Source organism: Halorubrum sp. 48-1-W (assembly GCF_003287355.1).
Lineage (GTDB): Archaea > Halobacteriota > Halobacteria > Halobacteriales > Haloferacaceae > Halorubrum.
Window position 1 is genome coordinate 14,831 of record NZ_QMIM01000015.1, and the last position, 25,673, is coordinate 40,503.

22 protein-coding genes are annotated in these 25,673 nt (G+C 67.8%); 11 read left to right on the forward strand and 11 right to left on the reverse strand.

Annotated elements, in window-relative coordinates:
• Positions 1-50: 50 nt before the first annotated feature.
• Positions 51-1,211, forward strand: a complete 1,161-nt coding sequence (locus DQW50_RS07675) for a VCBS repeat-containing protein (RefSeq protein WP_241964374.1) — start codon at positions 51-53, stop codon at positions 1,209-1,211.
• A gap of 105 nt (positions 1,212-1,316) precedes the next feature.
• Here DQW50_RS07675 and DQW50_RS07680 read toward each other — a convergent pair whose 3' ends face one another.
• The gene (locus DQW50_RS07680) at positions 1,317-1,568 is read right to left on the reverse strand and encodes a hypothetical protein (RefSeq protein ID WP_112078708.1); all 252 of its coding nucleotides are present in this window, start codon (positions 1,566-1,568) and stop codon (positions 1,317-1,319) included.
• 210 nt (positions 1,569-1,778) lie between these two features.
• Between DQW50_RS07680 and DQW50_RS07685 the strand changes: the two genes are divergently transcribed.
• Positions 1,779-3,215 carry a sulfatase gene (locus DQW50_RS07685; RefSeq protein WP_112078709.1) on the forward strand — a complete coding sequence of 479 codons (1,437 nt, stop codon included), beginning with the start codon at positions 1,779-1,781 and terminating at the stop codon, positions 3,213-3,215.
• A 37-nt stretch (positions 3,216-3,252) separates the two neighbouring features.
• On the opposite strand, the gene DQW50_RS07690 is transcribed toward DQW50_RS07685, so the two are convergent.
• The 5 genes from DQW50_RS07690 to DQW50_RS07710 form a co-directional block, all read right to left on the reverse strand.
• Positions 3,253-4,635 carry a nucleotide sugar dehydrogenase gene (locus tag DQW50_RS07690; protein WP_112078710.1) on the reverse strand — a complete coding sequence of 461 codons (1,383 nt, stop codon included), beginning with the start codon at positions 4,633-4,635 and terminating at the stop codon, positions 3,253-3,255.
• Positions 4,632-5,633 carry a Gfo/Idh/MocA family protein gene (locus DQW50_RS07695; protein WP_112078711.1) on the reverse strand — a complete coding sequence of 334 codons (1,002 nt, stop codon included), beginning with the start codon at positions 5,631-5,633 and terminating at the stop codon, positions 4,632-4,634. Before DQW50_RS07695 ends, DQW50_RS07690 begins: the two co-directional genes overlap by 4 nt.
• Positions 5,630-6,709, reverse strand: coding sequence for a DegT/DnrJ/EryC1/StrS aminotransferase family protein (locus DQW50_RS07700; RefSeq protein ID WP_112078712.1), 1,080 nt, complete (start codon positions 6,707-6,709; stop codon positions 5,630-5,632). Before DQW50_RS07700 ends, DQW50_RS07695 begins: the two co-directional genes overlap by 4 nt.
• Before the next feature lie 4 nt (positions 6,710-6,713).
• Entirely contained in the window at positions 6,714-7,280 is a 567-nt protein-coding gene (locus tag DQW50_RS07705) for an acyltransferase (protein ID WP_112078713.1), read from the reverse strand.
• Between the two features lie 137 nt (positions 7,281-7,417).
• A complete protein-coding gene (locus DQW50_RS07710; protein ID WP_321169395.1) occupies positions 7,418-8,641 on the reverse strand; it encodes a Gfo/Idh/MocA family oxidoreductase in 1,224 nt (407 codons plus the stop codon).
• Positions 8,642-8,852: 211 nt separating this feature from the next.
• Between DQW50_RS07710 and DQW50_RS07715 the strand changes: the two genes are divergently transcribed.
• Together DQW50_RS07715 and DQW50_RS07720 are read left to right on the forward strand one after the other, a co-directional pair.
• Positions 8,853-10,256 carry a metallophosphoesterase gene (locus DQW50_RS07715; RefSeq protein WP_112078714.1) on the forward strand — a complete coding sequence of 468 codons (1,404 nt, stop codon included), beginning with the start codon at positions 8,853-8,855 and terminating at the stop codon, positions 10,254-10,256.
• A complete protein-coding gene (locus tag DQW50_RS07720) occupies positions 10,253-10,873 on the forward strand; it encodes a cohesin domain-containing protein (protein WP_112078715.1) in 621 nt (206 codons plus the stop codon). Before DQW50_RS07715 ends, DQW50_RS07720 begins: the two co-directional genes overlap by 4 nt.
• Here the strand turns inward: DQW50_RS07720 and DQW50_RS07725 are convergent.
• Complete coding sequence (locus tag DQW50_RS07725; RefSeq protein ID WP_112078716.1) at positions 10,855-11,994, reverse strand: hypothetical protein; 1,140 nt, start codon at positions 11,992-11,994, stop codon at positions 10,855-10,857. The genes DQW50_RS07720 and DQW50_RS07725 overlap by 19 nt on opposite strands.
• Before the next feature lie 277 nt (positions 11,995-12,271).
• Between DQW50_RS07725 and DQW50_RS07730 the strand changes: the two genes are divergently transcribed.
• Both DQW50_RS07730 and DQW50_RS07735 read left to right on the forward strand, forming a co-directional pair.
• Positions 12,272-13,060 (forward strand): glycosyltransferase family 2 protein, encoded by a 789-nt coding sequence (locus tag DQW50_RS07730; protein WP_112078717.1) that lies wholly within the window; start codon positions 12,272-12,274, stop codon positions 13,058-13,060.
• Positions 13,061-13,068: 8 nt separating this feature from the next.
• A complete protein-coding gene (locus DQW50_RS07735; RefSeq protein ID WP_112078718.1) occupies positions 13,069-13,992 on the forward strand; it encodes a glycosyltransferase family A protein in 924 nt (307 codons plus the stop codon).
• Positions 13,993-14,055: 63 nt separating this feature from the next.
• Here DQW50_RS07735 and DQW50_RS07740 read toward each other — a convergent pair whose 3' ends face one another.
• Positions 14,056-15,261, reverse strand: a complete 1,206-nt coding sequence (locus DQW50_RS07740; protein WP_112078719.1) for a sulfatase — start codon at positions 15,259-15,261, stop codon at positions 14,056-14,058.
• A gap of 197 nt (positions 15,262-15,458) precedes the next feature.
• On the opposite strand from DQW50_RS07740, the gene DQW50_RS07745 reads away from it, so the two are divergent.
• On the forward strand, positions 15,459-15,677 hold the full coding sequence (locus DQW50_RS07745; RefSeq protein ID WP_127341318.1) for a CopG family transcriptional regulator: 219 nt from the start codon (positions 15,459-15,461) through the stop codon (positions 15,675-15,677).
• On the opposite strand, the gene DQW50_RS07750 is transcribed toward DQW50_RS07745, so the two are convergent.
• The 3 genes from DQW50_RS07750 to DQW50_RS07760 are packed head-to-tail and all read right to left on the reverse strand — an operon-like array spanning position 15,662 to position 19,799.
• Positions 15,662-16,798 carry a glycosyltransferase family 4 protein gene (locus tag DQW50_RS07750; protein WP_112078721.1) on the reverse strand — a complete coding sequence of 379 codons (1,137 nt, stop codon included), beginning with the start codon at positions 16,796-16,798 and terminating at the stop codon, positions 15,662-15,664. The two genes, DQW50_RS07745 and DQW50_RS07750, sit on opposite strands and share 16 nt — an antisense overlap.
• A complete protein-coding gene (locus tag DQW50_RS07755) occupies positions 16,795-18,711 on the reverse strand; it encodes a hypothetical protein (protein ID WP_112078722.1) in 1,917 nt (638 codons plus the stop codon). The genes DQW50_RS07750 and DQW50_RS07755 overlap by 4 nt, the downstream gene beginning before the upstream one ends.
• Complete coding sequence (locus DQW50_RS07760) at positions 18,711-19,799, reverse strand: DUF1616 domain-containing protein (protein WP_112078723.1); 1,089 nt, start codon at positions 19,797-19,799, stop codon at positions 18,711-18,713. The genes DQW50_RS07755 and DQW50_RS07760 overlap by 1 nt, the downstream gene beginning before the upstream one ends.
• Positions 19,800-20,069: 270 nt before the next feature.
• Here DQW50_RS07760 and DQW50_RS07765 point away from each other — a divergent pair, with 270 nt between their 5' ends.
• The 4 genes from DQW50_RS07765 to glmS all read left to right on the forward strand — a co-directional run bounded on the left by DQW50_RS07765 (position 20,070) and on the right by glmS (position 25,312).
• Positions 20,070-21,278 (forward strand): alpha-D-ribose 1-methylphosphonate 5-triphosphate diphosphatase, encoded by a 1,209-nt coding sequence (locus DQW50_RS07765; protein ID WP_241964376.1) that lies wholly within the window; start codon positions 20,070-20,072, stop codon positions 21,276-21,278.
• Positions 21,279-21,677: 399 nt separating this feature from the next.
• Positions 21,678-21,980 carry a HalOD1 output domain-containing protein gene (locus DQW50_RS07770; RefSeq protein WP_157964854.1) on the forward strand — a complete coding sequence of 101 codons (303 nt, stop codon included), beginning with the start codon at positions 21,678-21,680 and terminating at the stop codon, positions 21,978-21,980.
• Positions 21,981-22,301: 321 nt separating this feature from the next.
• Positions 22,302-23,501: a sugar phosphate nucleotidyltransferase gene (locus tag DQW50_RS07775; RefSeq protein WP_112078724.1), complete on the forward strand. Its 1,200-nt coding sequence runs from the start codon at positions 22,302-22,304 to the stop codon at positions 23,499-23,501.
• Entirely contained in the window at positions 23,501-25,312 is a 1,812-nt protein-coding gene (gene glmS, locus DQW50_RS07780) for a glutamine--fructose-6-phosphate transaminase (isomerizing) (RefSeq protein WP_112078725.1), read from the forward strand. The genes DQW50_RS07775 and glmS overlap by 1 nt, the downstream gene beginning before the upstream one ends.
• The last annotated feature ends 361 nt before the right edge of the window (positions 25,313-25,673 follow it).

A 25,673-nucleotide genomic window follows, 5' to 3' on the forward strand; every position in this document is an offset into this window, starting at 1 on the left:
CGACGGATTAACAGCACCGTTACAATGTCACCTCCGGAGCACCAGTCGCCATGTCGAGTCAAGTCGGCAAGCGGCTCAAACTCCGCCACGAGTGTATCGACGACGACCCGCCGGCCGCCCGCATGGGGTTCTGTCTCACCACGGACCTCACGGGGAACGGCCGTCCCGACGTCGTCGTCGGCGCCGTGGGCCGGAAGCTCCCCGTTACCCTCCCCGTTTTGAACAAACGGATCAGCCTCGGGAAGCTCCCCGGCACCCGCGAACTCATCGACCGGCTCGAGTACAACGTCTTCTGGTACGAGAACCCCGGTTGGGAGCGTCATGACGTCGCGCGGGCCCCGGAACTGTCGATCGGCGCCGCGTTCGGCGACATCGACGGCGACGGCCGGCTCGAACTCGTGACCGGACAGAACGTCAACCGGCACGAGCTCTACTGGTTCGAGCAGCCGGCCGACCCGCGGGACCGCTGGACGCGCCGGCTTATCACCGACGACTTCGAGAAGTACCACGACGTGGCGGTGGCCGACGTGGACGACGACGGCGACCTCGAGGTGCTCGCGCTCTCACAGGAGAGCGAGGTCGTCTTCTACTACGACGTTCCGGCGGACCCGCGGCTGGAGCCGTGGCCGGCCTCGAACCGGCACGTCGTCGCCGAGGACCTGAACGTCGAGGGCGTCCAGGTCCTCGACGTCGACGGCGACGGCCGGACCGAGATCGTCGCCGGGACGAACGTGTTCCACCGGAACGACGACGGGTCCTGGGACCGCGAGGTCGTCGCGGAGGGGTGGGAGTGGACGCGGGTCGTCGCTACCGACGTCGACGGCGACGGCGACCCGGAACTCGTCGTCACCGAGGGCGACCTCCCGTACCAGGGCGACCGGCGGGGGCGGCTCGGCGTCTTCGACCCGCCGGAGTGGGACCTGACGGTCCTCCACGAGGACCTCTCGAACCCGCACACACTCCAGGTGGCCGACCTGGACGGCGACGGCCACTTGGACATCTTCGTCGCGGAGATGGGACTCGAGCCGAGTCACGACCCGCGGCAGTTCGTGTTCCGGAACCGCGGCGACGGGACGTTCGGATCGGAGTTGATCGACAGCGGCGTCCCGACACACGAGGCCAAACTGGTCGACCTCGACGGCGACGGGCAACTCGACGTCGTGGGGAAGGGGTACGCCCACCGCACCGTCGACGTCTGGTACCAGGAGTGACCGACGCTTCCCGGGGTGGCTTCGGGGCTTCCCGGGGTGGCTTCGGGGCTTCCCGGGGTGGACCCCGAGGTCGACCGAGGTCCCTCGGCCCCGACGGTCCCCCCCTCAGTCCTCGGGGTCGTCGGTCGCGGGGTCGGGCCCGTCGAACGCCTCGACGCCGGGCATCGTCGCCACCTCCTCCCTGGTCCCGACGTATCGGCCGGTCGAGACGGCCTCCTCGAACGCGTCGATGCTCTCGTACTCGCTGACAGTCAGGACGCGCCCGCCCTCGACGAGAAAGACGATCTCGGTGGACCCGTCCGGAAGCACGTACTCGTCGCCCTTCGCCGGGTCCTCTCGGCTCGGCTCTCGATCCATGTCGCCCCTTCGAGCGGGGACCATTTCAATAGTCGCGCCGGAACGCCGAGCGATCGACCGGACGGGTCGACCGTCGAGCGGGGGTCGTCGACCGACCATGTGGTCGTGGGGGCACCTCGCGTTCGCCTACCTGCGCTACTCGCCCTTGTATCGCCTCCGGTCTCCGGTTAGACGGTGTATACTCATGGGGTAGCTTATCGGACACGCTCCATGAGCCAGGAGCGTGACGAGGCCCGTCCCAACGTCGTCTGGATAACGCTCGAGAGCGTGCGAGCTGCGAACGCGTCCGTGTGCGGATACGAACGGGAGACGACACCGAACCTGCGCCGGATCGCGGAGCAGTCGGACGGGGTCTCGTTTCCGCACTGTTTCTCCCAGTCGATGTGGACGCCGGCGTCGAGCGCCTCGATCCTCACGGGAACGTACCTGTCCGAACACCGCGTCGGATACGACGGGAAGGCCGAGGAGCCGCTCCCCGACGACGTCGCCACGCTTCCGGGACTCCTCCGCGACCGGGGATACCGGACGGCGTGTCTCACGCCGAGTTCGTACCTCAGCGAGGCCACGGGGCTCGACAAGGGCTTCGAGAAACACCACCTCTTCTTGCTCCGCAAGGCGTTCAACGACGCCGAGACCCGGCGCGAGGCACTCCGATACCTCCTTCGCTCCCGACGCTACGGTCCGGGGTTCTCCCTCAACGTGCGGGAACACAACCAGACGTACGTCATGCAGGAGACCCTGAAACGGTGGCTGGATACGCTTTCGGCGGACGCTTCTCCCTTTTTCCTCTACACGCACTGTCCGAACCCGCACTTGCCGTACACGCCCCCACGGAAGTGGATCGACCGCTTCACCGACGACATCGCGTACTCGGCGAGCGAGGCGCTGGAGCTGTCGTTGGAGACGTACGACAGCCGGGACCGGATGATCCAACGGATCGCCGACGGCTGTCCGTTCACGCCGGACGAGTGGGACGCGCTCCGGGCGATGTACGACGCGGAGATCGCGTACGCGGACGAGTTCGTCGGCACGCTCTTCGATCACGTCCGGGAGCTCGATGCGGGCAAGACCGTGTTCGTCGTCACCGCCGACCACGGGGACCTGTTCGGCGAACAGGGGATCCTCGGTCACAACCTGGTCCTCCACGACCACCTGACGAACGTTCCCATGGTTGTCTCGGGGCTCGACGGGATCGCCGGCACGCGCGACTCGGTGATCCAGCACGTCGACGTGACCCGAACCGTCGCGGAACGGCTCGGGGTGAGCCACGACCAGTTCAGCGGCGTCGACCTCCGCGAGACCGCGCCCGACTACGCCATCAGCCAGCGGGGCGTCCCCGACTTCGACGAGTACCTGGAGGCGGACTCCGAGTTCGACGTCTCCCGGTACCACGGGACCCCGGTGACGGCGCTCCGAACGGACGAGTTCAAGTACCTGAAGAGCTCGGACCGAGCGGAGCTGTTCGCGCTCCCGGACGAGGAGACGGACGTCGGCGAGGAACGACCGGCGGTCCGCGACCGGCTCGACGGGCAGCTGGAGGACGCGTTCCGCCGGATGACCGTCCGTGACGGGAGCCACGGGAGTAACGGGACGGCGGAGTACTCGGCGGCCATGGAACAGCAGCTCGCCGATCTGGGCTACCTGTGACGGCGATCGGAGGGGATCGGACCCCGGTACGGCCCCGTTACCGGCGGCCGGAGCCGATGGTGTACGTCCGGTGCCCGGTATCGCCGACCGAGTCCCGGCCGTCGACGACGACGACGTCGTCGAAGCCGTCCCACTCGATCGCGTCGAACTCCTCGTGCGGGGTGACGACGACGACCGCGTCGGGGTCCGTTCGCGCCAGCCCCGACAGGGCGACGGGCTCCGCGCCGAACGACGCGATCGCCTCGTCGTCGAGCAGGGGATCCGATGCGAGGACCTCGGCGCCGCGATGGGTCAGCTCGCCGACGAGCGCGCCGGCGGGGGTCGCCCGCGTCTCCTCGACGCCCGGCCGGTACGTGACGCCGAGAACGAGGACGCGCGCGCCGTCGATCGGCGTCTCCCGCTCGTCGAGCTCCCGCTCGACGATCCGCGCGGTGAACGCCGGCATCGAGTCGTTCACCTCCCGGGCCATCCGGAGGAGCGGGGTCGGCTCCGTCACGCGGCTCATCACGAAGTACGGGTACCATGGGATGCAGTGGCCGCCGACGCCCGGTCCGGGGTCGTGGATGTTACAGAACGGCTGGGTGTTCGCCGTCTCGATGGCCTCCCTGACGTCGATCGCGAGGTCGTCGGCCAGCGTCCCGAGCTCGTTCGCGAGGGCGATGTTGACGTCGCGGTAGAGCCCCTCGAACAGCTTCACGGCCTCGGCCGTCCGCGCGTTCGAGGCGCGGACCACCTCGTTGTCGGTGACGTACCCGTAGACGATCTCGGCGATGCGGGCGCTCTCGGCGTCCACGCCGCCGACGACCTTCGGGTACGCGCCCGTGATGTCCTCGATGGCCCGGCCGCTCGACGTGCGCTCCGGACAGAACGCGACGCCGAACTCGTCGGCGTCGAGCCCGCTCCCCTCGACGAGCGTCGGCACGACGCGGTCGCGACACGTCCCCGGGGGGACGGTACACTCGACGAACACGACGTCGCCGGGGGAGAGGCCGTCGGCGACGGCGTCGACCACCGCGTCGAGGATCGAGAGGTCCGGCTCCTTCGCGTCGGTGATGGGTGTCGGCACGATGACGACGTGGACGCTCGCCGCGTCCGCCGCGGCCCGCGCGTGACTCGTCGCCCGGAACCGCCCGTCCTCCACGAGGCGTCTCGTCAGCCTCGGGAGCTCGGGCTCGCGGTCCACGTGGCAGTCGCCCCGGTTGAGCGACTCGACGACCGACTCGTCGACGTCGACGCCGATCACGTCGCCGACGCGGGCGGCGTAGACGGCCGCCAGCGGGAGCCCCATCTTCCCGAGCCCGTACACCGCGATGCCGGCGTTCCGCCCCTCGATGACGGCCCGTATCTCGTCGTCCGGGCCGATCCCGTACAGCGGTGCCGACCCCTCCACCCCGGCCGTCCGCCCGGCGCGTCGAGTCATCGGTTCACCCCGGACGTGATCCGTCCGTCGCCCCTCGATCGGACGCCGTCGTTCCCGCGCGCACGCTCGCGGACCGCGTCCGCCAGCTCGATCGCACGGAGCCCGTCGGCGCCCGTGACGCGCGGGACCGTCCCGTTCGCGACAGACTCGACGAACGACTCGAGTTCGAACCGGAGCGGCTCCCCCGACCGTATCATCGGCCGTTCGGTGATCCCCTCGTGTTGGTACCGGACGTTCCCCTCGACTTTCATGTACTCCGGCCGGGACTGACGGTGGATCTCCAGGTCCTGCATGAGGTAGTCGAGCTCGATGTAACAGCTCTCCGCGGTGATCGTGAGGTCACGCACCTTCTTCTGGGTCACGCGGCTCGCGGTGAGGCTGGCGTCAGTGCCGTCGTCGAACCGAAGCTGTGCGTTCGCGTGTTGGCCGTCATCGGTACACAACGCGTTGATCTCGACGACCTCCCCGGGGACCAACGAGCGAACCACGTCGAGGTCGTGGATCATCAGGTCGTGGACGACGCCGTCGTCGATCGAGCGCTCCTCGTCGGTCGGCGGGCCGAGCCGCCGGGCGTCGATCGCGATCGGCGAGACGTCCCGCACGATCCGCGACAGCTCCGTGACCGCGGGGCTGAAGCGTTCGATGTGGCCGACCTGAACGGTCACGTCGGCCTCGTCGGCCCGACGGAGCAACTCGCGGCCCGCCTCGGGCGAGTCGACGAACGGCTTCTCGACGAGCACGTGGACGCCGGCGTCGATACACGCGCCGGCGACGTCAGCGTGGTACTGCGTCGGGACCGCGACGGACGCCGCGTCGACGCGGTCGATCAGTTCGTCGACGGCGTACGCTGTCGTTCCGAACTCTCCTGCGACCTCCTCGGCCCGATCGACGTTGGCGTCGGCGATCCCGACGAGGTTCGCGTCGGGGAGTTCCGCGTACACGCGGGCGTGGTTCCCGCCCATCGAGCCGACGCCGATCACGCCGACGTCGACGGTCATGCTATCGCCCCCGCGGTGGCCTCGACGATCCGGTCGAGGTCCGACCCGTCGAGCTCCGGGTGGACGGGAAGCGAGAGGACCTCCTCGGCGCACGCCTCCGCGACCGGGTACGACCCCGACACGTCGTCGTACGCCGGTTGCCGGTGGATCGGTATCGGGTAGTAGACGCCCGTCCCCACGCCCCGGTTCGAGAGGTGCTCCCGGAGCGCGTCGCGGTTCGGCACCCGGACCGTGTACTGGTGATAGGCGTGGTCGTACCCCGCGGGTTCGACCGGCGTCGTGACGTCGGGGACGTCGGCGAGTCGTTCGGTCAGCCCGGTAGCGTTCCGCCGCCTCGCTCTGAGGAACTCCGGAAGCCGTTCGAGCTGTGCGCAGCCGATCGCCCCAGCGACGTTCGTCATCCGGAAGTTGTGTCCGACCGACCCGTGTTCGTAGCCGCTCGTCCGGCCGTGGTCGACGAACCGCCGCGCCCGCTCGGCGACCGCGTCGTCGTCCGTGAGTATCATCCCGCCCTCGCCCGTGGTCATGTTCTTCGTCGGGTAAAACGAGAAGCAGGCGGCGTCCCCGAAGCTCCCGACGCGTCGGCCCTCGTAGGACGCGCCGTGTGCCTGCGCGGCGTCCTCGAGGAGCCGGAAGTCGTACTCGTCGGCCAGCTCGGTGAGCCGTTCGACGTCCGCGGGGAGCCCGTACAGGTGGACGGCGACGACCGCGTCGACGGGGTCCCCGTCGCGGAGGCGTGCCTCCAGCGCGTCGGTGTCCAGGTTGTACGTTCGGGGGTCGATGTCGACGAAGTCGACCTCCGCGCCGGCCAGTCGTACTGCGTTCGCCGTGGCGATGAAGCTGAACGGCGTCGTGAGGACCCGGTCGCCCGGGCCGACGCCGAGCCCGACGAGGGCGGCGTGGAGCGCGGTCGTCCCGTTCGTGGTGGCGACCCCGACGTCGGCGCCGCAGTAGTCCGCGAACGACTCCTCGAACTCGTCGACGACCTCGCCTTCGGCCAGCATTCCGGAGTCTAACACCGCCTCGACGCGCCGTTTCTCCTCCGTTCCGATCGTGGGATCCGCGATGGAGATCATGGGGTCACCGGATCCGGTTTCCGCCGGTCAGTTCCTCGGGGAGGGGCTCGATGCGCGCCGGGCAGCCGACCGCCAGCGTCTCCGGCGGGACGTCCCGCGTGACGACCGCTCCGGCGGCGACGAACGCGCCGTGACCGATCGTCACGCCGGGGAGGACGGTCGCGTTCGCCCCGATCGAGGCGTGGTCCTCGACGGTCGGTCCGTTCAGCTCCGATCTCGTTCGGACCGGGGACGGGTCGTTCGTCAACACCGCGCCCGGGCCGACGAAGACGTCGTCGCCGATCGTCGTGTGGGAGGGAACGTACACCCTGCTCTGGAGGCTGACTCCCGAGCCGACGGTGGTGTGGCCGTCGATGATCGTCTTGGTTCCCACGAGCACGTCGTCGCCGATCTCCGTCTCTTCACGGACGAGGGCGTCGTGCCCCGTCCGGAACCGGTCGCCGACCACGACGTCGTGGTAGAGTATCGTCCCGGACCGAACCGTCGCGTCGTCGCCGATGACCGGATCGGCCCCGTCGTCGCTTCCGAGCGTCACGTCCGCGGCGATATCCGCGTCGTCCGACGCGGTCATCGACGCTCCTCCGCGTCGGTTGCTGGTTGACTGTCCATTTCGTCGACTGCTACCGCCCAGCGACGTTTTGTTATGCCCCGGAAAAACCCTGCGTAGTAGCGACCTAACCCGACGACGGCTCCGAGCGGACGACGGCTCTACCGCCCGACGTCCCCGGTTTCGTTCGTCTCGAGGTCCCCGGTTTCGTTCGCCTCGCGGTCCCCGGTTTCTCCCGAGCCCGCTCCCGACTCCGCGTCCTCGACGAGCGCCTGGAGCGGGTTGTCGTCGATCCCTAAGGGGAGGTCCACGCGAGCGCGCCGGCGCACCGACTCCCACGAGGCGAAGGGCAACTCGGCGGCGTACAGCGACCGCTCGCCGCCGATGACCGGGTCCCGGTCCTCCCGGAGCGCGCCGACGACCTCCTCGATGGCCCGATCGACGAACGACGTGGGGGTGACCCGGTCTCCCTTTCCGATCGGTGCGCGATCCACGAGTTTCGCCAGCCCGAGGCGGAGTTTCCCCGGGTTCGGTCCGTGGACGTCCTCGCCGGTGTCCACGGTCGTCCACCCCCCGTCGTCGGTCCGGTACCTGAGCGCCGGCCCGTCCTCCACGCCGATCTCGATCGCCCCGTCCGCGCCGAGGAGCCGCATGTAACACCCGGTGAAGTCGCTCCCGGTTCCCGGCTCCTCGCCGGTGGAGGCCAGGCCGTGGACGCCGCTCTCTGTGCGCCACTGTGCGAGCCCCTGGTTCTCGTTTCGCGTGCCGAACCACTCGTTCGCCTCGCTGAAGTCGGCCCCCGCCAGCACCCACTCCACGGGCGACCAGTCGGCGTAGTAGCCGGCCAGATCGAACTGATGCGTGCCGGCGTCGTAGAGGTTCACCTCGCCGAACTCGATCCGCCGTAACTCCCCGACGGTCCCGTCGTCGAGCAGGGACTTCGCCCGCGTGAACGGCGCGCCGAAGCGTCGCTGGTGGTTGATCGTGAGCTGGACGTCCGCCTCGTCGCAGGCCTCGACCATCCGCCGGCAGTCGCCCCACGTCGTCGCCATCGGCTTCTCACAGTGGACCGCGATCGGGACCCCGCTCTCGGCGCAGTCGACGACGATGTCGGCGTGGATCGCCGGGGGGACACAGACGCTCACGACGTCGGGTTCCGCCCCCGACAGCATCTCCTCGTAGTCCTCGTAGACGTGTCTCGACGGGACGTCGAACGTCTCCGCGAACGCCTCGGCGTTTTCCCGGACGATGTCAGCGCAGGCGACCAGCTCGACGCCGTCGAGTCGTCGATACCCCGGCGCGTGGCGGTACGCCATCGCGTAGCCGGTCCGGTCGCGCTCGTCCGGGTCCGCTCCGGTTCCGATGATCGCGGCTCGCAGTGCCATTACCGAACCGTGTCGGCGACACGGTCATCACTATGCGTTCGTTAATCGCTACGGTCCGATCTCCGGCATCGACTTCGGCCGATCGGTTCTCCGGCATCGACTTCGGCCGATCGGTTCGGCAGAGTATCCGCCGATTAACTCCGCGGTACCTCGATAAATCCGGCTATACCTTTGTGATCGTGAACCGTTTTCGTCTCCAGGTCACGTCTCAATGCGTTTCAACTCCGCTCCAAGCCAGTGGGTCCGTGTTACCGGCGATACCGACGGTTCCGGGCGTGACGGGGCGTCCGCCGACACGACGGGCATCTCGCGCCGGTCGTTCGTTCGGATCGGCGCGACGGCGGCCGGGGTCCCGCTCCTCGCGAGCGCGACGGGCGGAGGGTCTGCCACGGAGCCGAACACGTCGGGAGCAGTGACGGACGCGTCCGACACGGAACCGGATACCGCCGGCGAGCAGTGGACGGTCGTCGCGCTTCCGGACACGCAGTACTTCACGGTCAACGATCGATGGTATCGGTTCGCGATCGACCAGGTCGACTGGATCGTCGAGAACGCGGACGCGGAGAACATCGTCTTCGTCACACACGAGGGCGACATCGTCAACGAGGGAAACGACCCGACGAAGTGGGTGTGGATGGACGCCGCGCTGTCCGAACTGGACGGAGTGGTCCCTTACAGCACGCTTCCCGGGAACCACGACTACGCCGAGACGGGAGTCCGACGGTCCGGGCTGGACGCCTACACGACGTACTTCGGCGCGTCGCGGTTCGACGGCTACGAGTGGTTCGGCGGGACCGGCCCGGGCGACGAGGAGGCGAACTCGTATCAACTGTTCTCCGCGGGCGGGTACGACTTCCTCCACCTCGCGCTGGAGTGGGAACCGCGTGACGTGACGCTCCAGTGGGCACAGAGCGTCCTCAACCGTCACCCCGAGCGCCCGACCCTGCTCACGACGCACTCGTACCTCACGGACGGCAACGCCGAGCGGGATACGAGGGGAGACGAAGAAGCGGACGGGGACGAAGAAGCGGATGGGGGCGAACTGAACCCCGGCCGGACCCGCTACGTCCAGGAGGCTGACGGGGACGGGAACGGCGGGGAGGCGGTCTGGCGAAAGCTCGTCGAGCCGAACGCGCAGGTGTTCGCGGTGCTTTGCGGCCACTTTCACGAGAACGACGGCGAGTACCACCAGACGTCCGAGAACCGGGACGGACTCACCGTCTACGAACTGCTCGCGAACTATCAGGCACGGGAGGCGACCGGCTTCGACCGACTCCGACTCCTCACCTTCGTGCCCGACGGTGGCGAGGACGCTCCCGATCGTATTGAGGTACACACGTACTCGCCCCACCTGGCCGAGTACGAGGTCAACGCCGACAGCCACATCTCCTTCGATCTGGACTTCGAGGACCGGTTCTCGGCGTCCCTGCCGTCCCGATCCCCCGGAGACGTCGACGGCGACGGCGACGTGGACGACGACGACGTCGAGCTCGTCCAACGGTACCTCGCCGACCGGGACGTCGAGCTCGATCGAGACGTAGCGGACGCCAACCGAGACGGTGAGGTCGACATCACGGACGTGGTCGAGATCGCGAACGAGCGAGGGTCGAGATGACCCGACTCACCGGGTCCGCGGGACGACGGCCGGCGGTCGCGGTCGCCGTCACGGTCGCGCTGGTCGTGGGTGCGATCGTCTCGAGCGCCGGCGTCGTCGCCGCAGACGACGCGTCGGTCCGGGTCACGGGTGCCGACGGCGGGACGTCGCTCGAGGGGACCGACGGCGAGCGGTTCAACCTGACGGTCACGGCGAACGCGACGAACGTGTCCGCCTACCAGGCCGTGCTCGCCTACGATCCGGAGGTGGTGGAGGTCGTCTCGGTGTCGGGAACGGACGAGTTCGACGACCCGGTGGCGAACGTCGACGAGGAGGGCGGGCGGGTCGCGTTCAACCAGTACCGGTCCTCGACCGTCGGCGACCCGGCGCTCGCGACGCTGACCGTCGAGGTGGTCGGCAGCGGCGGGAACTGGACGCCGATCGCGTTCGTGGAGTCCGAGACGGAACTCTCGGACGACGTGGCTCGGGAGCGGGGGATCGGCCGATTCGACGGCCTCACGGTCACCGTGGTGTCGGAGGCCGACGCCACCGAAGCGGTCGTGCCGGGTTTCGGGGTGACGACCGCCCTCGCCGCGGGCGCGACGACGTACGGCTACCTCTACTGGAGACGGAGATAGGGTTCGGTCGTGTCGGAGAGCGATCGGATGCCGTCGACTATCTCGCGGTCGAGTCCGTCCTCGTGCCACTCGGCACTCCGCGGGACCGCCGCGCGGTAGGTTCCCACGTCCGCGAACAGCTCCCGGAAGACCGCCGCCTCGGCGTCGACCACGTCCTCCAGCCGTTCGGTGATGGAGGGACCGGGACAGAGGGCGTCGTACGCGCGGAAGTACTCCTCGAGGAGTTCGTTCCACTCGAAGTAACTGATCGCGTCGGTCGCCGAGGCGACCCGGTCGGCGGACGCCTCCTCGATCGCCACGTGGTCGCTGTTCGGTGCCGCTCCGAGGACCACGACGTCGTCCACGGTCGACTCCGCGACGTGGTCGGCGCGCGGGAACATCTCTTCGACGGTCGTGAAGCTCCGCCCGTTCCCCGTCAGGAACTTTCGATTGAGGAAGTTGACCCCGTTGTGTGCGAGACTCGCGTTCGAGTCCACGTTCAGCTCGATGAACTCGCTCACCTCGTGGCGGGCGCGGTCCCGGAGCCCGTCGTGTCGGACCTCGAGCTCCGGGAACGACTGGACGTTGTACGGCTGGAGGTTCACCGCCAACGGATACCCGAGGGCGGTCCCGTCGACGCCGACCCAGAGCCGGTCGTCGGAGAGGAAGTCGGCCCCCTCGCGCAACAGCGAGATGAGCGTGTTCGTCTTTCCTCCCCCTCGCCAGGCGGGGAACACGGTCGTCTCCCCGTTCAGCTCGACGGCCGACCCGTGGACGAGCGCGTAACCGTCCTCTACGAGCGCCTCCCTGATCCGGAACTCGACGGGATACGTGGCGAAGAAGGGTTCCCAGTCCGGCGAGACGTAGATGTGGTCCCAGCCCGGCTCGACGGCCATGAACTTCGACCCGTCCCGAACGACGAACCGATCTCCGGTCCACCCGTAGTGGTCCCCCGGATCGCCGAGGACCGTCTCCGACTCGACGTCCTCGGTCGTCCGTTCGATCACGACGTCCGGCTCGCGGTCCGGGTCGTCGACCTCGAAGCGGTCGAACATCGTGTAGAACTGCCCGGTCGAGCGACCGCCGTCGCCGCGCACCTCGAGCAGGACCGCGCCGAAGAAGTCGTAGTAATGCCGTTTCATCGCCCCGACACCCCGAGGGGGTCGTGAGGTCCAACTAAGGATACTGACGAACGTCTACGGGTTCGAACCTGGCAAATCATTCGATATGGACAAACTCGAGGTCGGCCGGGTTTGTTAGTAGGATTATATATCGCTATATGTAGAACCAAACCCGTTCATACTGCTCTATCGAACACGGTGTCATCCTCGGTAGGTGCGGAATAACAATCTACGCGACCGTCGTTTCGGGTAGTATCCACCCGGAAGACAGAGCGATCGATCGCGGCAGATGGTATCCATGCCAGAACTCAGCGTAATCGTCCCCACCCTCAAGCCGAGAGACGAGATCGAGTCCGTCGCGCGGCTCGAGTCGCAACCGTTCGACGACTACGAGGTGCTCGTCCAGAGCGAGGACTCCGCGACGAAGGCCCGAAACGCGGGGATCCGTCGGGCGAGCGCGGAGAAGCTCGTCTTCCTCGACGACGACTCGCTGCCGACCGACGGCTACCTCGAACGGGTCGCGGACCTCTTGGAGCGCGAGTCCGTCGTCACCGGCAAGATCGTCCACCCCCGAAGCGACGTGATCGAACGGTTCGCCAGCCACTACGACCAGGGCGCGACACCTCGTTACGTCACCCGCTTTTGGGGGTGTAACGCGGCCTGCCGGGCGGAAGTGTTCGAAGCGGTCGGGATGTGGGACGAGAACATCACGTGGGGCCACGAGGAGAAGGAGCTCGCCGACCGGATGCTCACGCGGTATCCGATCTACTACGATCCGGAGCTGCTCGTGGTCCACCCGTACGCCGACTCGGTGCGGGATTACTGGCGCAAACAGTACAGACTGGAGCTCCAGACGCCGTACCTCTGGGAGAAGGAGGGCGTCCCGCGGTCACAGCAGTACTTCCGGACGGCCCAGAAGGTGGTGAACCCCATGAACTACGTGGGGACCTCGCCGAAACACGCCGTGGTCAGGGCGGGGTCGAACCTGATGCAGTTCGCGGGCCGCGTGGTCGGTATGCGGCGGGGCCGAGACGGGACGGATGTCGGCGGGTACTCCGTCGATAACGAAGTACGGTATCGTCGTTAGTACGTTCGATGGCCGACGATCACGCGGTCAGCGTCGTCCTCCCGACGTACGGCCGGCCGGCGTACTTCGAGGACGCCGTGAAAAGCGTCGTGACACAGACGTACCCGGCGGTCGAGTTGGTGGTCGTCGACGACTGCTCCCCCGAGCCGGTGGCGCCGCTCCTGGACGGTATCGACACCGACGGGGTCGACGTCACGCTCGTTCGTCACGAGGAGAACCGCGGCGCCGCCGCCGCGCGGAACACGGGTATCGACGCTGTACGGGGGCGATACGTCGCGTTCATCGACGACGACGACGTCTGGCTGGAGACCAAGCTCGAACGCCAACTCGCAGCGATGAACTCGTCGGGACCGAACGTCGGCGCCGTCTACACCGGACAGCGCTACGTCGACGACGGGAGGACGACGAACGTTCGCACGCCGACCACGAGCGGGGACGTCACCGAGGCGATGCTCCGCGGTGCGTCGCTCAATCCGTTCTCGTGTATGCTGGTGGAAAAAAGCGTCGTCGACACAGCCGGGGGTGTCGACGTCCGCTTTCCGAGCTGGCAGGACCGGGAGTGGTACTTCCGGCTGTCGCTCCACACCGAGTTCGCCGCCGTGCCGGAGCCGCTCGTCGTCAGACGGATGGGACACGAACAGATCAGCGGCGACTACGAGACGAAACGTGACGTCTCCTACCCCCTACTGTTGAACAAACACCTGGACCTCGCGCGCGAGTACGGGTGTGAAGGCGCGTTTCGTGCCACCCTCCTGCGGTCGTTGGCGGGGACCGCCCTGGACAGCGGACGGTACCGCGACGCGGTCCGTCACGCGCTCGCCGCGGTCCGTCACCGACCGACGTACGGGCTGGCGTGGATGACGATGGCGGCGGCGGTCGGCGGCCCGGTGACGCACGACCTCGCCAAGCGGGTGAACCGGTCCGTACGGTAGCCCCGGCAGTATCCTTCGACTCCGGTCGTGGCGTTCCGCAAACGGCGACTCCAGTGATCGGTGTCAGACCTCGATGTCCCGCACCGCCGTGGCGACCCGTTCGCGCTCCGCGTCCGTCGCGTCACGCCGGCGGACGATGGAGCGTCCGATCTCGTACAACGGACCGTCCTCCCGGCCGTGCCACCGTCCGTTCTCCCGAACGGCGACCGACTCGCCCTCCGCGGTCCGTTGATACCGCCAGTTCGCTCCCCTCGCGATCCGCATCCCGGCGCCGTTCCGTGTGGTCACGTACGGTCGCTCGACGGTCGGCCGGTCCCCGACCGCGAGACCCGTGAGGAGTTCCGGTATCGCCTCGAGGGTGACCGGACGCTCGACGCGCTCGGAGGGGACGTTCCCGACGACGAACGGGACGTTGATCACCGACTCGTGGAGGTAGCCGTGTCCGTACCGACCCTCCTCCCCGAACAGCTCCCCGTGGTCGGCATGGACGCAGACGACGGTGTCGTCGCCCACGTCGCCGAGAAGGGTCGCGACGAAGTCGTCCGTGTACTCGACGGTGCTGTCGTACGCCGAGAGGAGTCGGTCCCGGAACAGGGGGCTCGTTCGGTCGTTCGCGCCGCCGAAGAGCCACGCGTTGGCGGCGTACGTCAGCGGCCGGAACCCGAGGTACTCCTTCGGGGGAATGTACGGCATGTGGACGTCGACGAGGAACACCCAGAGGAAGTACGGTTCCTCGGCCGACCGTATCCATCGCTCGATGTCGTCGTAAAAGGACTCCCACGACATGAACATCTCCTGTCCCTCCCACCAGTCCAGGAGCCTGATCGCAGTCCCGCGGACCCCGCCGCCGTCCCCCTCGGCGTCGACGTCGAACCGGTTCGACGTGGTGTCGTCGATGAAGTCCTCGAAGCGGTCGAACCCCTTGTCGAAGCCGAACGACCGGGAGGTCCAGGGGTTCGCGGTGAACGCTCCCGTCTCGTAGCCCATCCGGCCGAACCGCTCGGCGAGCGTGTCGCGGGCGCGGAGCTGTCTCCGGATCGTCTCCTTCCGATCGCCGCCGGGACGGTCGAACGGATAGCTCCCCGTGATGAACGTCGTCGACGACCCGCGCGTCGAGCCGTCCGGCGCGATGGCGTTGTCGAACCGTAGCCCGTCCTCCGCGAGCCCGTCTATCGTCGGCGTGAGACCGCCGTCGTGTCCGAGGTGGCCGCATCGGCCGGCACGAAGGCTATCGACCGTGACGAGCACGACGTTCCGTGGATCTCCCATCTTAGCCGTCACTCCCGGCGTCCGAACCTTGTTATACGTGTCCTACCCTGGACGACGGCTTCGGAGCCCCGCTCGGCGGGTTCCGACACCACCACTGAGAACGGGCGAGCGCCGACGGCGACGGTCCGGCGCGGACCCGTCCGTTAGCGAGGGGTTACTGAAGTCGGTCACGCGCCGTAGGTCTCGGCGTGAACACGATGAACGCCGACACCGACGAACGGACCGTCCGGATAGCGGAACACCTTCACGAGCGAACCGAGCGGCGGATCGCCGGGACGACGTTCGGATCTGTCGACGAGTACGTCCAGTTCGTCCTCGAGGAGGTGTTGGCGGCCGACGACGACGGCTCGTACGACGACGTCGACGACGACGACGTCCAGGCGCGGCTCCGTTCGCTCGGCTATCTGGACGCCTGAGAACCCGTCTCTGACCCGGTCGTCGACGGGTCGGCGTCGGGCGGCGACGACTCGGCGAGCGAGTAGTACAGGTCGACCAGTTCCTCCGTCACGCCCTCCCACGAGTGTGACCGTTCGGCCCGGCGTCTGCTCTCCCTCGCCATCGTCTCCACGCGGTCGGGGTCCTCCAGCAACGTTCGGATCGCGTCGACGAGCGCGTCCGCGTCCCCGGGTTCGACGAGCACGCCGTTCCGGTCGTCGACGACGCTCGGGATCCCGCCCACGGCCGTCGAGACGATGGCGTTGCCGGCGGCCATCGCCTCCAGGATCGCGATCGGCACGCCCTCCGCGTACGTCGGGAGCACGTACACCGACGACTCGGCGAGGATCTCGCGTTTCCGTTCCTCGGGGACGAAGCCGACGTACTCCACGCCGGGTCGTGCCTCGGCGAGGTCCTCGGCCAGGTGCGACTCCGGCCCCTTCCCGGCGATGACGACGTCGACCGGACGCACCGCTGCGAGCCGATCGATCGCCGTCACCAGTTCGTTGACCCCCTTGCGTTCGACGTGGTTGGACACGAACGACAGCAGTATCGGCGACGTCGAGACCGACGGCTCGTACTCGGAGACGTCGACCGCGTTGTGGAGCACGGTCACCTTCCGCGGATCGACCCGCCGTCCGATCAGTTCGGCCCAGCCGTCGGAAAGCGCCACGACGACGTCGCTCGCGTCGAAGACGGCGTTCTGTAGCGCTCGAACGGGACGCGAGTCGGTTTCGAGGAACTCGTCGAACGACGACCCGTGTACGTGGAGGACGACCGGGCGACGCCACACGAACGCAACGAAGAGCACGTACCACGACGACTGATAGAAGGAGTACCAGTGGGAACTGTGGACGTGGACGACGTCGGGCGGGCGCCGGAACGGGAACAGAAGCATCTGCCGGAGCGCGACGAGGGCGGCGAGAACGAACCGGAGGGCCCCCCTCCCCGGCGGCACGGCCACGCTGTAGACGCGTGTTCGAACGTGGTCAGGGAGGTGTCGACGCTGCTCGGCGATGTAGCGGTTCACGCCGCCGCCGCCGGAGCGCGACGGGCCGACGAGGAGCACCTCGACGCCGGGGTCGGCGCGCGTCGAGCTCACGGGTCCACACCCCCGCGGTCGACCCTCGAACCGTCGGGTCGGACCGGCTCTTTCGGGTCGAGTCGCGCCGGGCCGAACGTCTCGCCACCGTCGTCGTACTCGACGTAGTGGACGTCGACCTCCCCGTTGCTCATGATTCGGCTCACGCCGTTCGTCCGGTCGACGTCCCTGAAGTCAGCCGCGTTGTAGCGGATTCCACGAAACGCGACCAGCTCCTTCCGTTCCGCGTGTTCGGTCTGGATGTAGTAGTAGAAGTCCGCCGTCGCGAAGTCGTCACCGCGGTAGCGACGCAACTCCCCGGGGAGCGCTTCCGGGGGCGTCTTCCACGAGAGGCGCGGATCGAGGTAGTCACCCATCGCGGTCGCATACCGACGGGGGCCGCCGCGACCGGACGAAAGCGCCGCGCCCTCCGCACGGTACTCTATCGCGGTCACGTGCCCCTCGTACTGCTGTTCGGAGACGTGTTGGGTCGGTTGTGCGATGTACGGCGACGGGAAGATCACGAGCATCGAGAGCGTCACGCCGATCACCAGCGCGACGACGCCGACGAGTTTGAGGGAAGTCTCCAATCCGGGGGAGCGACCTTCGACGGCGTCGACGAGCTTCGTCAACCCGATCGGTGCGAGGGTCCCGACGAGTATCATCCCGAAGCCGATGTGTCGGAAGAAGTATTCGTTTATGTCGCCCACGAAGGTGACGAGCGCGAAGGCACCGAGCGCGATCCCGGAGACGGAAAACGCCGTGGTGACGGTGCTGCTCTCGTCCTCGAGATACCTCGACCGGAGGTTCGCAAGCACGACCGCGGAGGCAACGAGCACGTAGAACGCCTTCACCAGGAACAGTTTGACGAATATTTCGCCGATTCCGAGCCCCACGGACTCGGCCGACTCCGTCCGTTGTGTCACGTCCTGTCCGGCGTCCGCGGTCCCGGATACGAATCCGGTCAGCGCCTCGACGATGTTCGTGGAGTGACTGAAGGCGGCGTCCTGTTGTCCGCTCCACACGGCGAAGACGACCAGCAAGAACAGGAACTGTCCGTAAAGCGGCGGCGAGCGCGCGAGAAGGCTTCCGGAGAACATCCGCCGCCCGACCCACTGGATCGCCACTATCGCTCCCATGACGATGAGCAGGTCGGTCGCCGCGAGCGGGTGATAGAGGACGACCGCGAACGCCCCGACGCCGAAGCCGAGGTCCGTCGACGACAGCCGTCCGGGGAGCGTCGAGTCCGCCGTGTCGGCGGTCAGATGTCCGATCACCACGAACAGGAGGACCGGCGCGAAGAACGTCGTCAACGAGAACGTGTGGAAGTGCGGATGGAGGCTTATCTGGTTCACCGGCAAGAACAGGAGCATCGAGACGGCCGCCACTGCGACCGCTCGGCGACGCGCGACTATGGTCCGAACACACAGGGTGCCGAACACGACGAAGAGGACCATCATCGAGAACACGACGAACAGCATCGCCCGTTCCAGCGGGATCCCCGAGAGGACTGCCAGGAACCCGCTGTAGGCGTACGCTCCGGGGTACACGATCTCGAAGAAGCCCAGGTCACCCGTGGTCAGCCTTCGTGCTGCTCCCAGGTGACGGAGCGAGTCGCTGAGGCCGTAGAAGAAGTAGCCGCGGACGAGCGGGAGCGCGACGACCGCGAGCACGGACAGGCCGCTCAGTGCGAGACCGCCCGCCCACTGGGTCCAGGAGACGGCGAAGGCCAGCGTGAACAACCCCACCAACAGAGCGATGCCGATGCCGGCCCAGAAGAGCACCGGCGTCTCAGCGTAGATGGACACCTCGGTGCCGGTCGCCGGGGCGGCGTTGGCGGCGGAGACGGCGATAAGGAAACAGAGGGTCCCGATCAGGAGCGCGATCGGCCCGACGTTCCGTGTCGCGTACGTCGACGACAGTCCCGGTGACATCAGCCCGCCCTCCCGTCGGTGAGTTCGGGTTCCGTATCGACCCGTTGCTCGGGAGCCGGAACGTTCGACGACGGGCTCAGAGCGTTGGTTTCCTCGGGGGGGTCGCCCGAGCCGAGCCACAGCGTGAGGCTCCGGTAGGCGTTGTCGACCGTCGGTTCCGTGGGCGCGTCGCCGACGTAGACGAGATACACGAGCCGGTTCCGATCGCCCGACATCGCCGACGTGACGCTGTGTCTCTCGTCCCAGGGTTGCCCGGGAAGGACGGTGCGTTCGAACCGGTCGAGCCTCGTCTCCTCGATGACGCTCCCGTCCGGGGCCACGCGCTGGTGTTGGACGATGACCTGGTACTCGACCTCGCGGTTTTCGTGGTTCTCGAGCCGAAAGACGAGCTCCGCCGACTCGCCCTCCCCGAGCCGGTCGGGGTATCCGTCGGCGACCAGCTCCCCGTCGTCGTTCTCGGTCAACAGGGTGGCCGTGGTGTACTCGGGGCTCTCCGGCGGCATCGCTATCGAGACCGAGAGGTACGCCGCAGCGAGGAGGAGCCCGGCGACGACGGCGAGGTTCAGCACCCGCTCGTTTCGCGTCGGTGCCGAGCTCCGATCGACCACGTCCGTCGCCAATCGGGAGAACGGTGACGGAGCGGTGAGGGTACTCGGCGAGAGCGCGACCCTGCCGAGGGCGAGGAGCGTCGACAGGACCGTCGTGACCGACACGAGGACGACCGCCGTCCCGGGATCGTATCCGCCGATCCCGAGCGCGACGACGTAGCCGTACAGCGGCATCAGACAGACGCTGAAGCCGACCCCCATCGCGATCCGTTCGATGGGACCGAGCGAGGAGAGCGTCGACTCCCGGTGTTCCGACGCCATCGGCGTCGGCGTGTCGCTCCAGCCCGGTTGCCGTCCGGGGAACACCGCGAGCGTCAGGGCGTATCCGGGGAGGAACGACAGCGCCACGAGGGCCGACAACAGCCGAAGCGTGGACCCCGACGGGAGCCACAGAACGACGATACTGACCAGTAAAACCGCAGGAACCGGCCACAGAAAGGGGAGCAGTTCGGGATACGAACGGGAGCGAGTGATCGTCATTTCGTTGCCCGAACTCGACGTCGTCAGGTCATTGTTATTGTACGGCTAATCCCGTTCAGGGGGCCGATCCGCGGATCGCGTCCGTCGAGGGGTTCATGAGCGCGGCGGGGTGAACCGTCCGCTGTGACGTACCGTTGTGTGTGATTAACAAAGACGTTCTCCCGGTATTGAGTGCGGTATGGCACCTCTCTCGACCGACGATCCCTCCCGGTACGCCGTCGTCTCCAGCCCGGGCATCGACCCGCACACTGCCGGTCCGCGCTCGGGACGATGACCGGTATCACCGAGATCCGGGGCGGCCGGATCGTCACGCCGACCGAGGTCATCGACGACGGACGGGTCGTCGTCACCGGGAGCCGTATCGCGGACGTGAGCGGGGCAGGAGGCGGCGTCCTCCCCCGGTCGGAGACCGTCGATGCGGAGGGCCGGCTGGTCATGCCCGGCCTCGTGGACCTCCACGGCGACGACGTCGAACGGCACCTCCACCCTCGTTCGGGTGCGCAGGTCGACACCGCCATGGCCCTCTCGATGGCGGACCGCGTGAACGTCTTGACCGGCGTGACGACGAAGTTCCACGCGATCGCCTTCGAGAACTCGCCGGACGACGACCGGACGATCCCCGAGGCCACCGAGCTCGCCACCGAGGTCGCGAACGCGACCTACCTGCTCTCCGACAACCGCGTCCACGCCCGCTGTGAGCTGGTCGAAGAGAGCGTGCGGTCGGTCGAGCGGCTGTCTGCGGACGTGGACGTCGATCTCGTCTCCGTGATGCATCACGTACCCGGCGACGGGCAGTACGACCGCGAAGCGTTCGAGCGGCACTACGTCGAGGACCGCAACTGGCCCAGCGAGCGCGTCGCGGAGACGATCTCCGAACGGGAGTCGCTCTCGCGGACGGACCGTCGTTCGCTGTCCGAGCGGGTGGCCGCGGTGGCGGAGACAGCCGACGTCCCGCTGGCGTCACACGACGACGAAACGGCGGACGACATCGATCGGCTGTTCGATCACGGGGCATCGATCGCCGAGTACCCGCTCACCCACGAGGCCGCACGCCACGCGAGCGACCGGGGGATGACCACCGTGATGGGGGCGCCGAACCTCCTCAGGGGCGGGAGCCTCTGGGACAACCTCTCGGCGCGGGCGGCGATCGGCGACGGGATCGTCGACGTCCTGTGTTCCGACTACCACCCGCCGTCGCTGCTCGCAGCGCCGTTCGTCGACACCGGTGAGCCGCTTCCGGTCCGAACGAACCGGGTCACCAGAAACCCCGCCGACGCGGTCGGCATGTACGATCGGGGCCGGATCGAGGTCGGTGCACGCGCGGACCTCCTCGTCGTCGACCCCGACCCGCTCCCGACCGTCGAACGCGTTTTCGTCGACGGGACCGAGGTCCTCACGAGCGGCGGCGAGTCGCGCCGTCGAACGCCCGAACGCCGCCGGCCGGGAGGACGGGCCGCGGGCCAGTCGTCTCTCCACTGAAAAGGGGACCGGTACCACGACCGACATCGACCCTCCGGGGTCAGGGATGGTCGATCCCACCCGTGATACGGACGAACGGAAGGGCCCCACGTATATATTTAACAACCGTGAAATATCCCGGTGCGGGGGGAGATCGTCCCCCGTCGACGGCCGTGTCCGACCGGTCTCCTCGAGCCGTCTCACCGGATCGAACCGTGAGAACGGCGTCGTGATACCCGTATCTCACGGCACGGATCGGACCGAATTAATACCGATCAAACGGCCCCGCGTCGGCGTCGTCGTCGTCCCGTCGTCCGAGCCGAGCGGGACCTGCGACCCGGTCGACACACCCTGGGGGCCACCTGCCGGACATCGACGGCCTTTTTATACCGGTCTTCGAGGATCGGCTATCACCATCACATGAGTCCGTTTGCCTCGGACGGCGATTCCGAAACGAAACCCCTCGATGGAACGGTCGTCACCGAGACGCACAGAACGCCCGAGACGTCCGTGACGATAGACATCGTTCGGACGGTCGCGGAGGAAGAGGGCGTCGATTCGACGGATCTTCCGGTGTTGAACGACGCCGTCGACCCGGAGGCGCTGGGAGACCTGATCGCGGGCGTCGATCGCGACGGTCGCGCCGACCTGCGGGTCTCCTTCCGGTACTGTGGGTACACCGTCGTCGTCACCGCGGACTCCGTCGCGCTCCTGTCCGACTGACCCCTCGCCGATCGGATACCACACCGAACCGTGAGTCCGCTTCCGCTCTCGGGTCTCCGGTCGCGGACGGCTCCCGATCGTCCGTCGAGGGATGGGCCGGTAACGGACTCGGCCGACGGAGCGACGTAAGAGGTACCTAACGGGGCCGTCGGTCGCGCCCGACGAACCGTTCGTTCGTTCCTGTCCGGAAAGGTTCCCCATTACAATATCCGTCACACGCCTCCCGAGGGGTATGAACCGAGCAGGCTGTCGAACGTACACTGATCGGCGGGTCGATACCCGGGAACGAGGTCGCGGATCGATGGCGTCGCCCACGCGATCATGAGTTCGGATCGGACCGTCGCCCGTCCGTTCGATCAGGCCGTCGTCCTCGCTGCCGGCGAGGGAAAGCGTGTCCGTCCGCTCACCAGATACCAACCGAAGCCGATGCTCCGTGTCGCCGGTCGCCCGATACTCGAGTACCCCCTCGACGCGCTCGTGTCGATCGGCGTCGAGGAGGTCGTGCTCGTGGTCGGCCACCGACGGAGACGGATCCAGAACCACTTCGGGGACGGGTACGACGGGATGGACCTCACGTACGTCACCCAGGAGACCAGACTCGGGAGCGGACACGCCCTCCAGACCGCCGAGGACCACGTCGACGGCGAGTTCCTCGTGGTGAACGGTGACAACGTCATCGACGGGACGATGGTCGGGGAGGTCGCCCGTCGATACGCGCGGTCGGACGCCGTCGCCTGTCTCGCGGTCGCCGCGACGACGAGCGCCTCGGAGTACGGGACGGTCGGCGTCAGCGACGGCCTCGTCGACCGGATCGACGAGGGTGGCGACGGCGCCTCCTCGCGGATCAACGCTGGCGTGTACGCGTTCGACCGGACGATCTTCGACGCCCTGGAACGAACGCGGTTCCGAGACGGCGAACGGCCCCTCACCGGCGCGATAGCGGAACTCGACGGGAAGGTCCTCGCCGAGACGCCCAACGGCGTCTGGTTCGACTCGTCGTACCCGTGGGACCTGCTCGCGACGAACGAGACCCTGCTCTACTCGTACCCGGAACTCGTCGACGTCGACGAACGGGTCGCGGGCTCCGCACGAGTCCACGACTCGGCCGTGATCGGCGAGAACGTCCGGATCGGCGCGGACTGTAAGGTCTCCGCCGGCGCGGTCGTTCGTGGCGGGAGCTGTCTGCTGTCGAGCACCATCGTCGACGAAAACGCGGTGCTGGAGGACTCGATCGTCGGTCCGGACGCCAGGGTCGGCGTGAACACGCTCCTGCGTGACAGCATCGTCGGCAGTGGCGCGACGATCGGCGACGGCACCGTCTCCCCCGGTCGGTCGGCGACGGTCGTGCTCGACGGGACGGCGTACGCCGACCGGCGCCTCGGTGGCGTCGTCGCGGACCGGGCGACCGTCGGCGCGAACGTCACGATCGAGCCGGGATGCCGGATCGGCCCCCGGAGCAGTGTCGGAGCCGGAGTCACGCTCGGCCGCGACGTCGACGAGGGCGCGGAGGTGGTCGGCTGATGTGCGGGATCACCGCACGTGTCGGCAACGGCGACGCGGTCGAGGAACTCCTTTCGGGGCTCCGGAACCTCGAGTACCGCGGGTACGATTCCGCCGGCATCGCGACGGTGAACGCCGACAGTCTCGACGTGGTGAAGCGTGAGGGCGAGATCGACGTCCTCTGTGAGTCGGTGGACGGGTCGTCGGTCCGCGGTCGGACGGGGATCGGTCACACCCGCTGGTCGACGCACGGCCCCCCGACGGACGCGAACGCACACCCCCACACCGACTGTCGCGAACGGGTCGCGGTGGTCCACAACGGGATCATCGACAACTACGCCGAGCTCAAACGGGAGCTCTCGACACACGAGTTCACGAGCGACACGGACACCGAGGTGGTTCCCCACCTCATCGAGGAGTTCCGCTCCGCCGGCCACCCACCCGAGGAGGCGTTCCGGATGGCGATCGACCGCCTCTCGGGGAGCTACGCGATCGCCGCGGTGTTCGAGGGAACCGACGCCGTGTTCGGAACGCGGCGTGGCTCCCCGTTGGTCCTCGGGCGGTCCCCCGAGAGCTACTACCTCGCGAGCGACGTCCCGGCGTTCCTCGAGTACACCGACGAGGTCGTCTACCTCCAAGACGGGGACGTCGTGGCGATCCGTTCCGAGGGGTACGCGATCACGGACGCCGAGGGCGCGGCCGTCGAGCGGTCGGTCGAGACCGTCGATTGGGACCCCGACGACGCCGGAAAGGGCGGGTACGACCACTACATGTTGAAGGAGATCTACGAACAGCCCACGGCCCTCCGGCAGACCGTTCGCGGCCGGACCGACCCGTTGGAACAGCGCGTGGACCTGGAGGAGCTCCCGGAGGGGACGTTCTCGGGGATCGAGTCGGTTCACCTCGTCGCCATGGGGACGTCGTACCACGCGGCGATGTACGCCCGGTCGCTACTCACCGACCGCGGTATCGTCGCGCAGGCGTTCCTCTCCGGCGAGTACGGGTCGAACCCGCCACCGGTCGACGAGCGAACCCTCGTGATCGCCGTCTCACAGAGCGGCGAGACCGCGGATACCCTCTCGGCCATTCGCGCCATCCAGGGGACCGGAGCCCGCACGCTCGCGCTGACGAACGTCGTCGGGTCGACGGTCACTCGGGAGTGTGAGAACACGGTGTACATCCGTGCCGGTCCCGAGATCGGCGTCGCCGCGACGAAGTCGTTCTCCTCGCAGGTCGCGACCCTGATACTCCTGTGTGAACGCCTGAGTCACGCGACGAACGGGGCGACGCCCCGATCGACCGGCGACCTCCTCGACTCGTTGACGGTCCTCCCGGACGACGTCCAGCAGGTCCTCGACGAGTCGGAAGCGCAGGCGGTCGCCTCGGCGTATCACGACTGTGAGTCGTACTTCTTCCTCGGACGCGGCGTCGGTCACGCCGTCGCGCTCGAGGGGGCCTTGAAGTTCAAGGAGATCACCTACGACCACGCGGAGGGCTTCTCCGCGGCCGAACTCAAGCACGGTCCGCTGGCCCTCGTCACGAAAGACACGCCGGTGTTCGCCGTCTTCACGGGCCGGGACGACACCAAGACCGTACACAACGTCAAGGAGGTCCGCGCCCGCAACGCGCCCGTGATCGCGGTCACGGACGGGGACCACACGGCAGCGACGGAGTACGCCGACCACGTGCTTTCGATCCCGGACACACACCGGGACGTCGCCGGGATCCTCGCCAACGTCCAGCTCCAGCTGGTGTCGTACCTCGCTGCGGACATGCTCGCTCGCCCTATCGACAAGCCGCGGAACCTCGCGAAGAGCGTCACCGTGGAGTGAGGAGGACGACCGTCGCACCCGGCCGTCTCCACGCGTCCCGACTCAGCGTGCGTCCCCACACAGCCATGCGTCCCGACTCAGCGTGCGTCCCCACACAGCCATACACCCCTTCCACGGACGTGTCTCCGGAGCTCCGCTTCCGAACCGACGGACGCGACGAGAGTCCCTCCGGGACGTATTGTTCGGCCCTCCGGGACGCATCGTTGGCCCTCCGGGACGCATCGTCGGTTTCCGGGCCGTAGGGACGCCACGACCGCCGTCCGAGTGATAGCAGTCGCATAACGTCGTTCACGGCGATATAACGCGATCGAATATTATTCAATAACTCGATATGTACGGGATTATATAACGTGTTATCCGG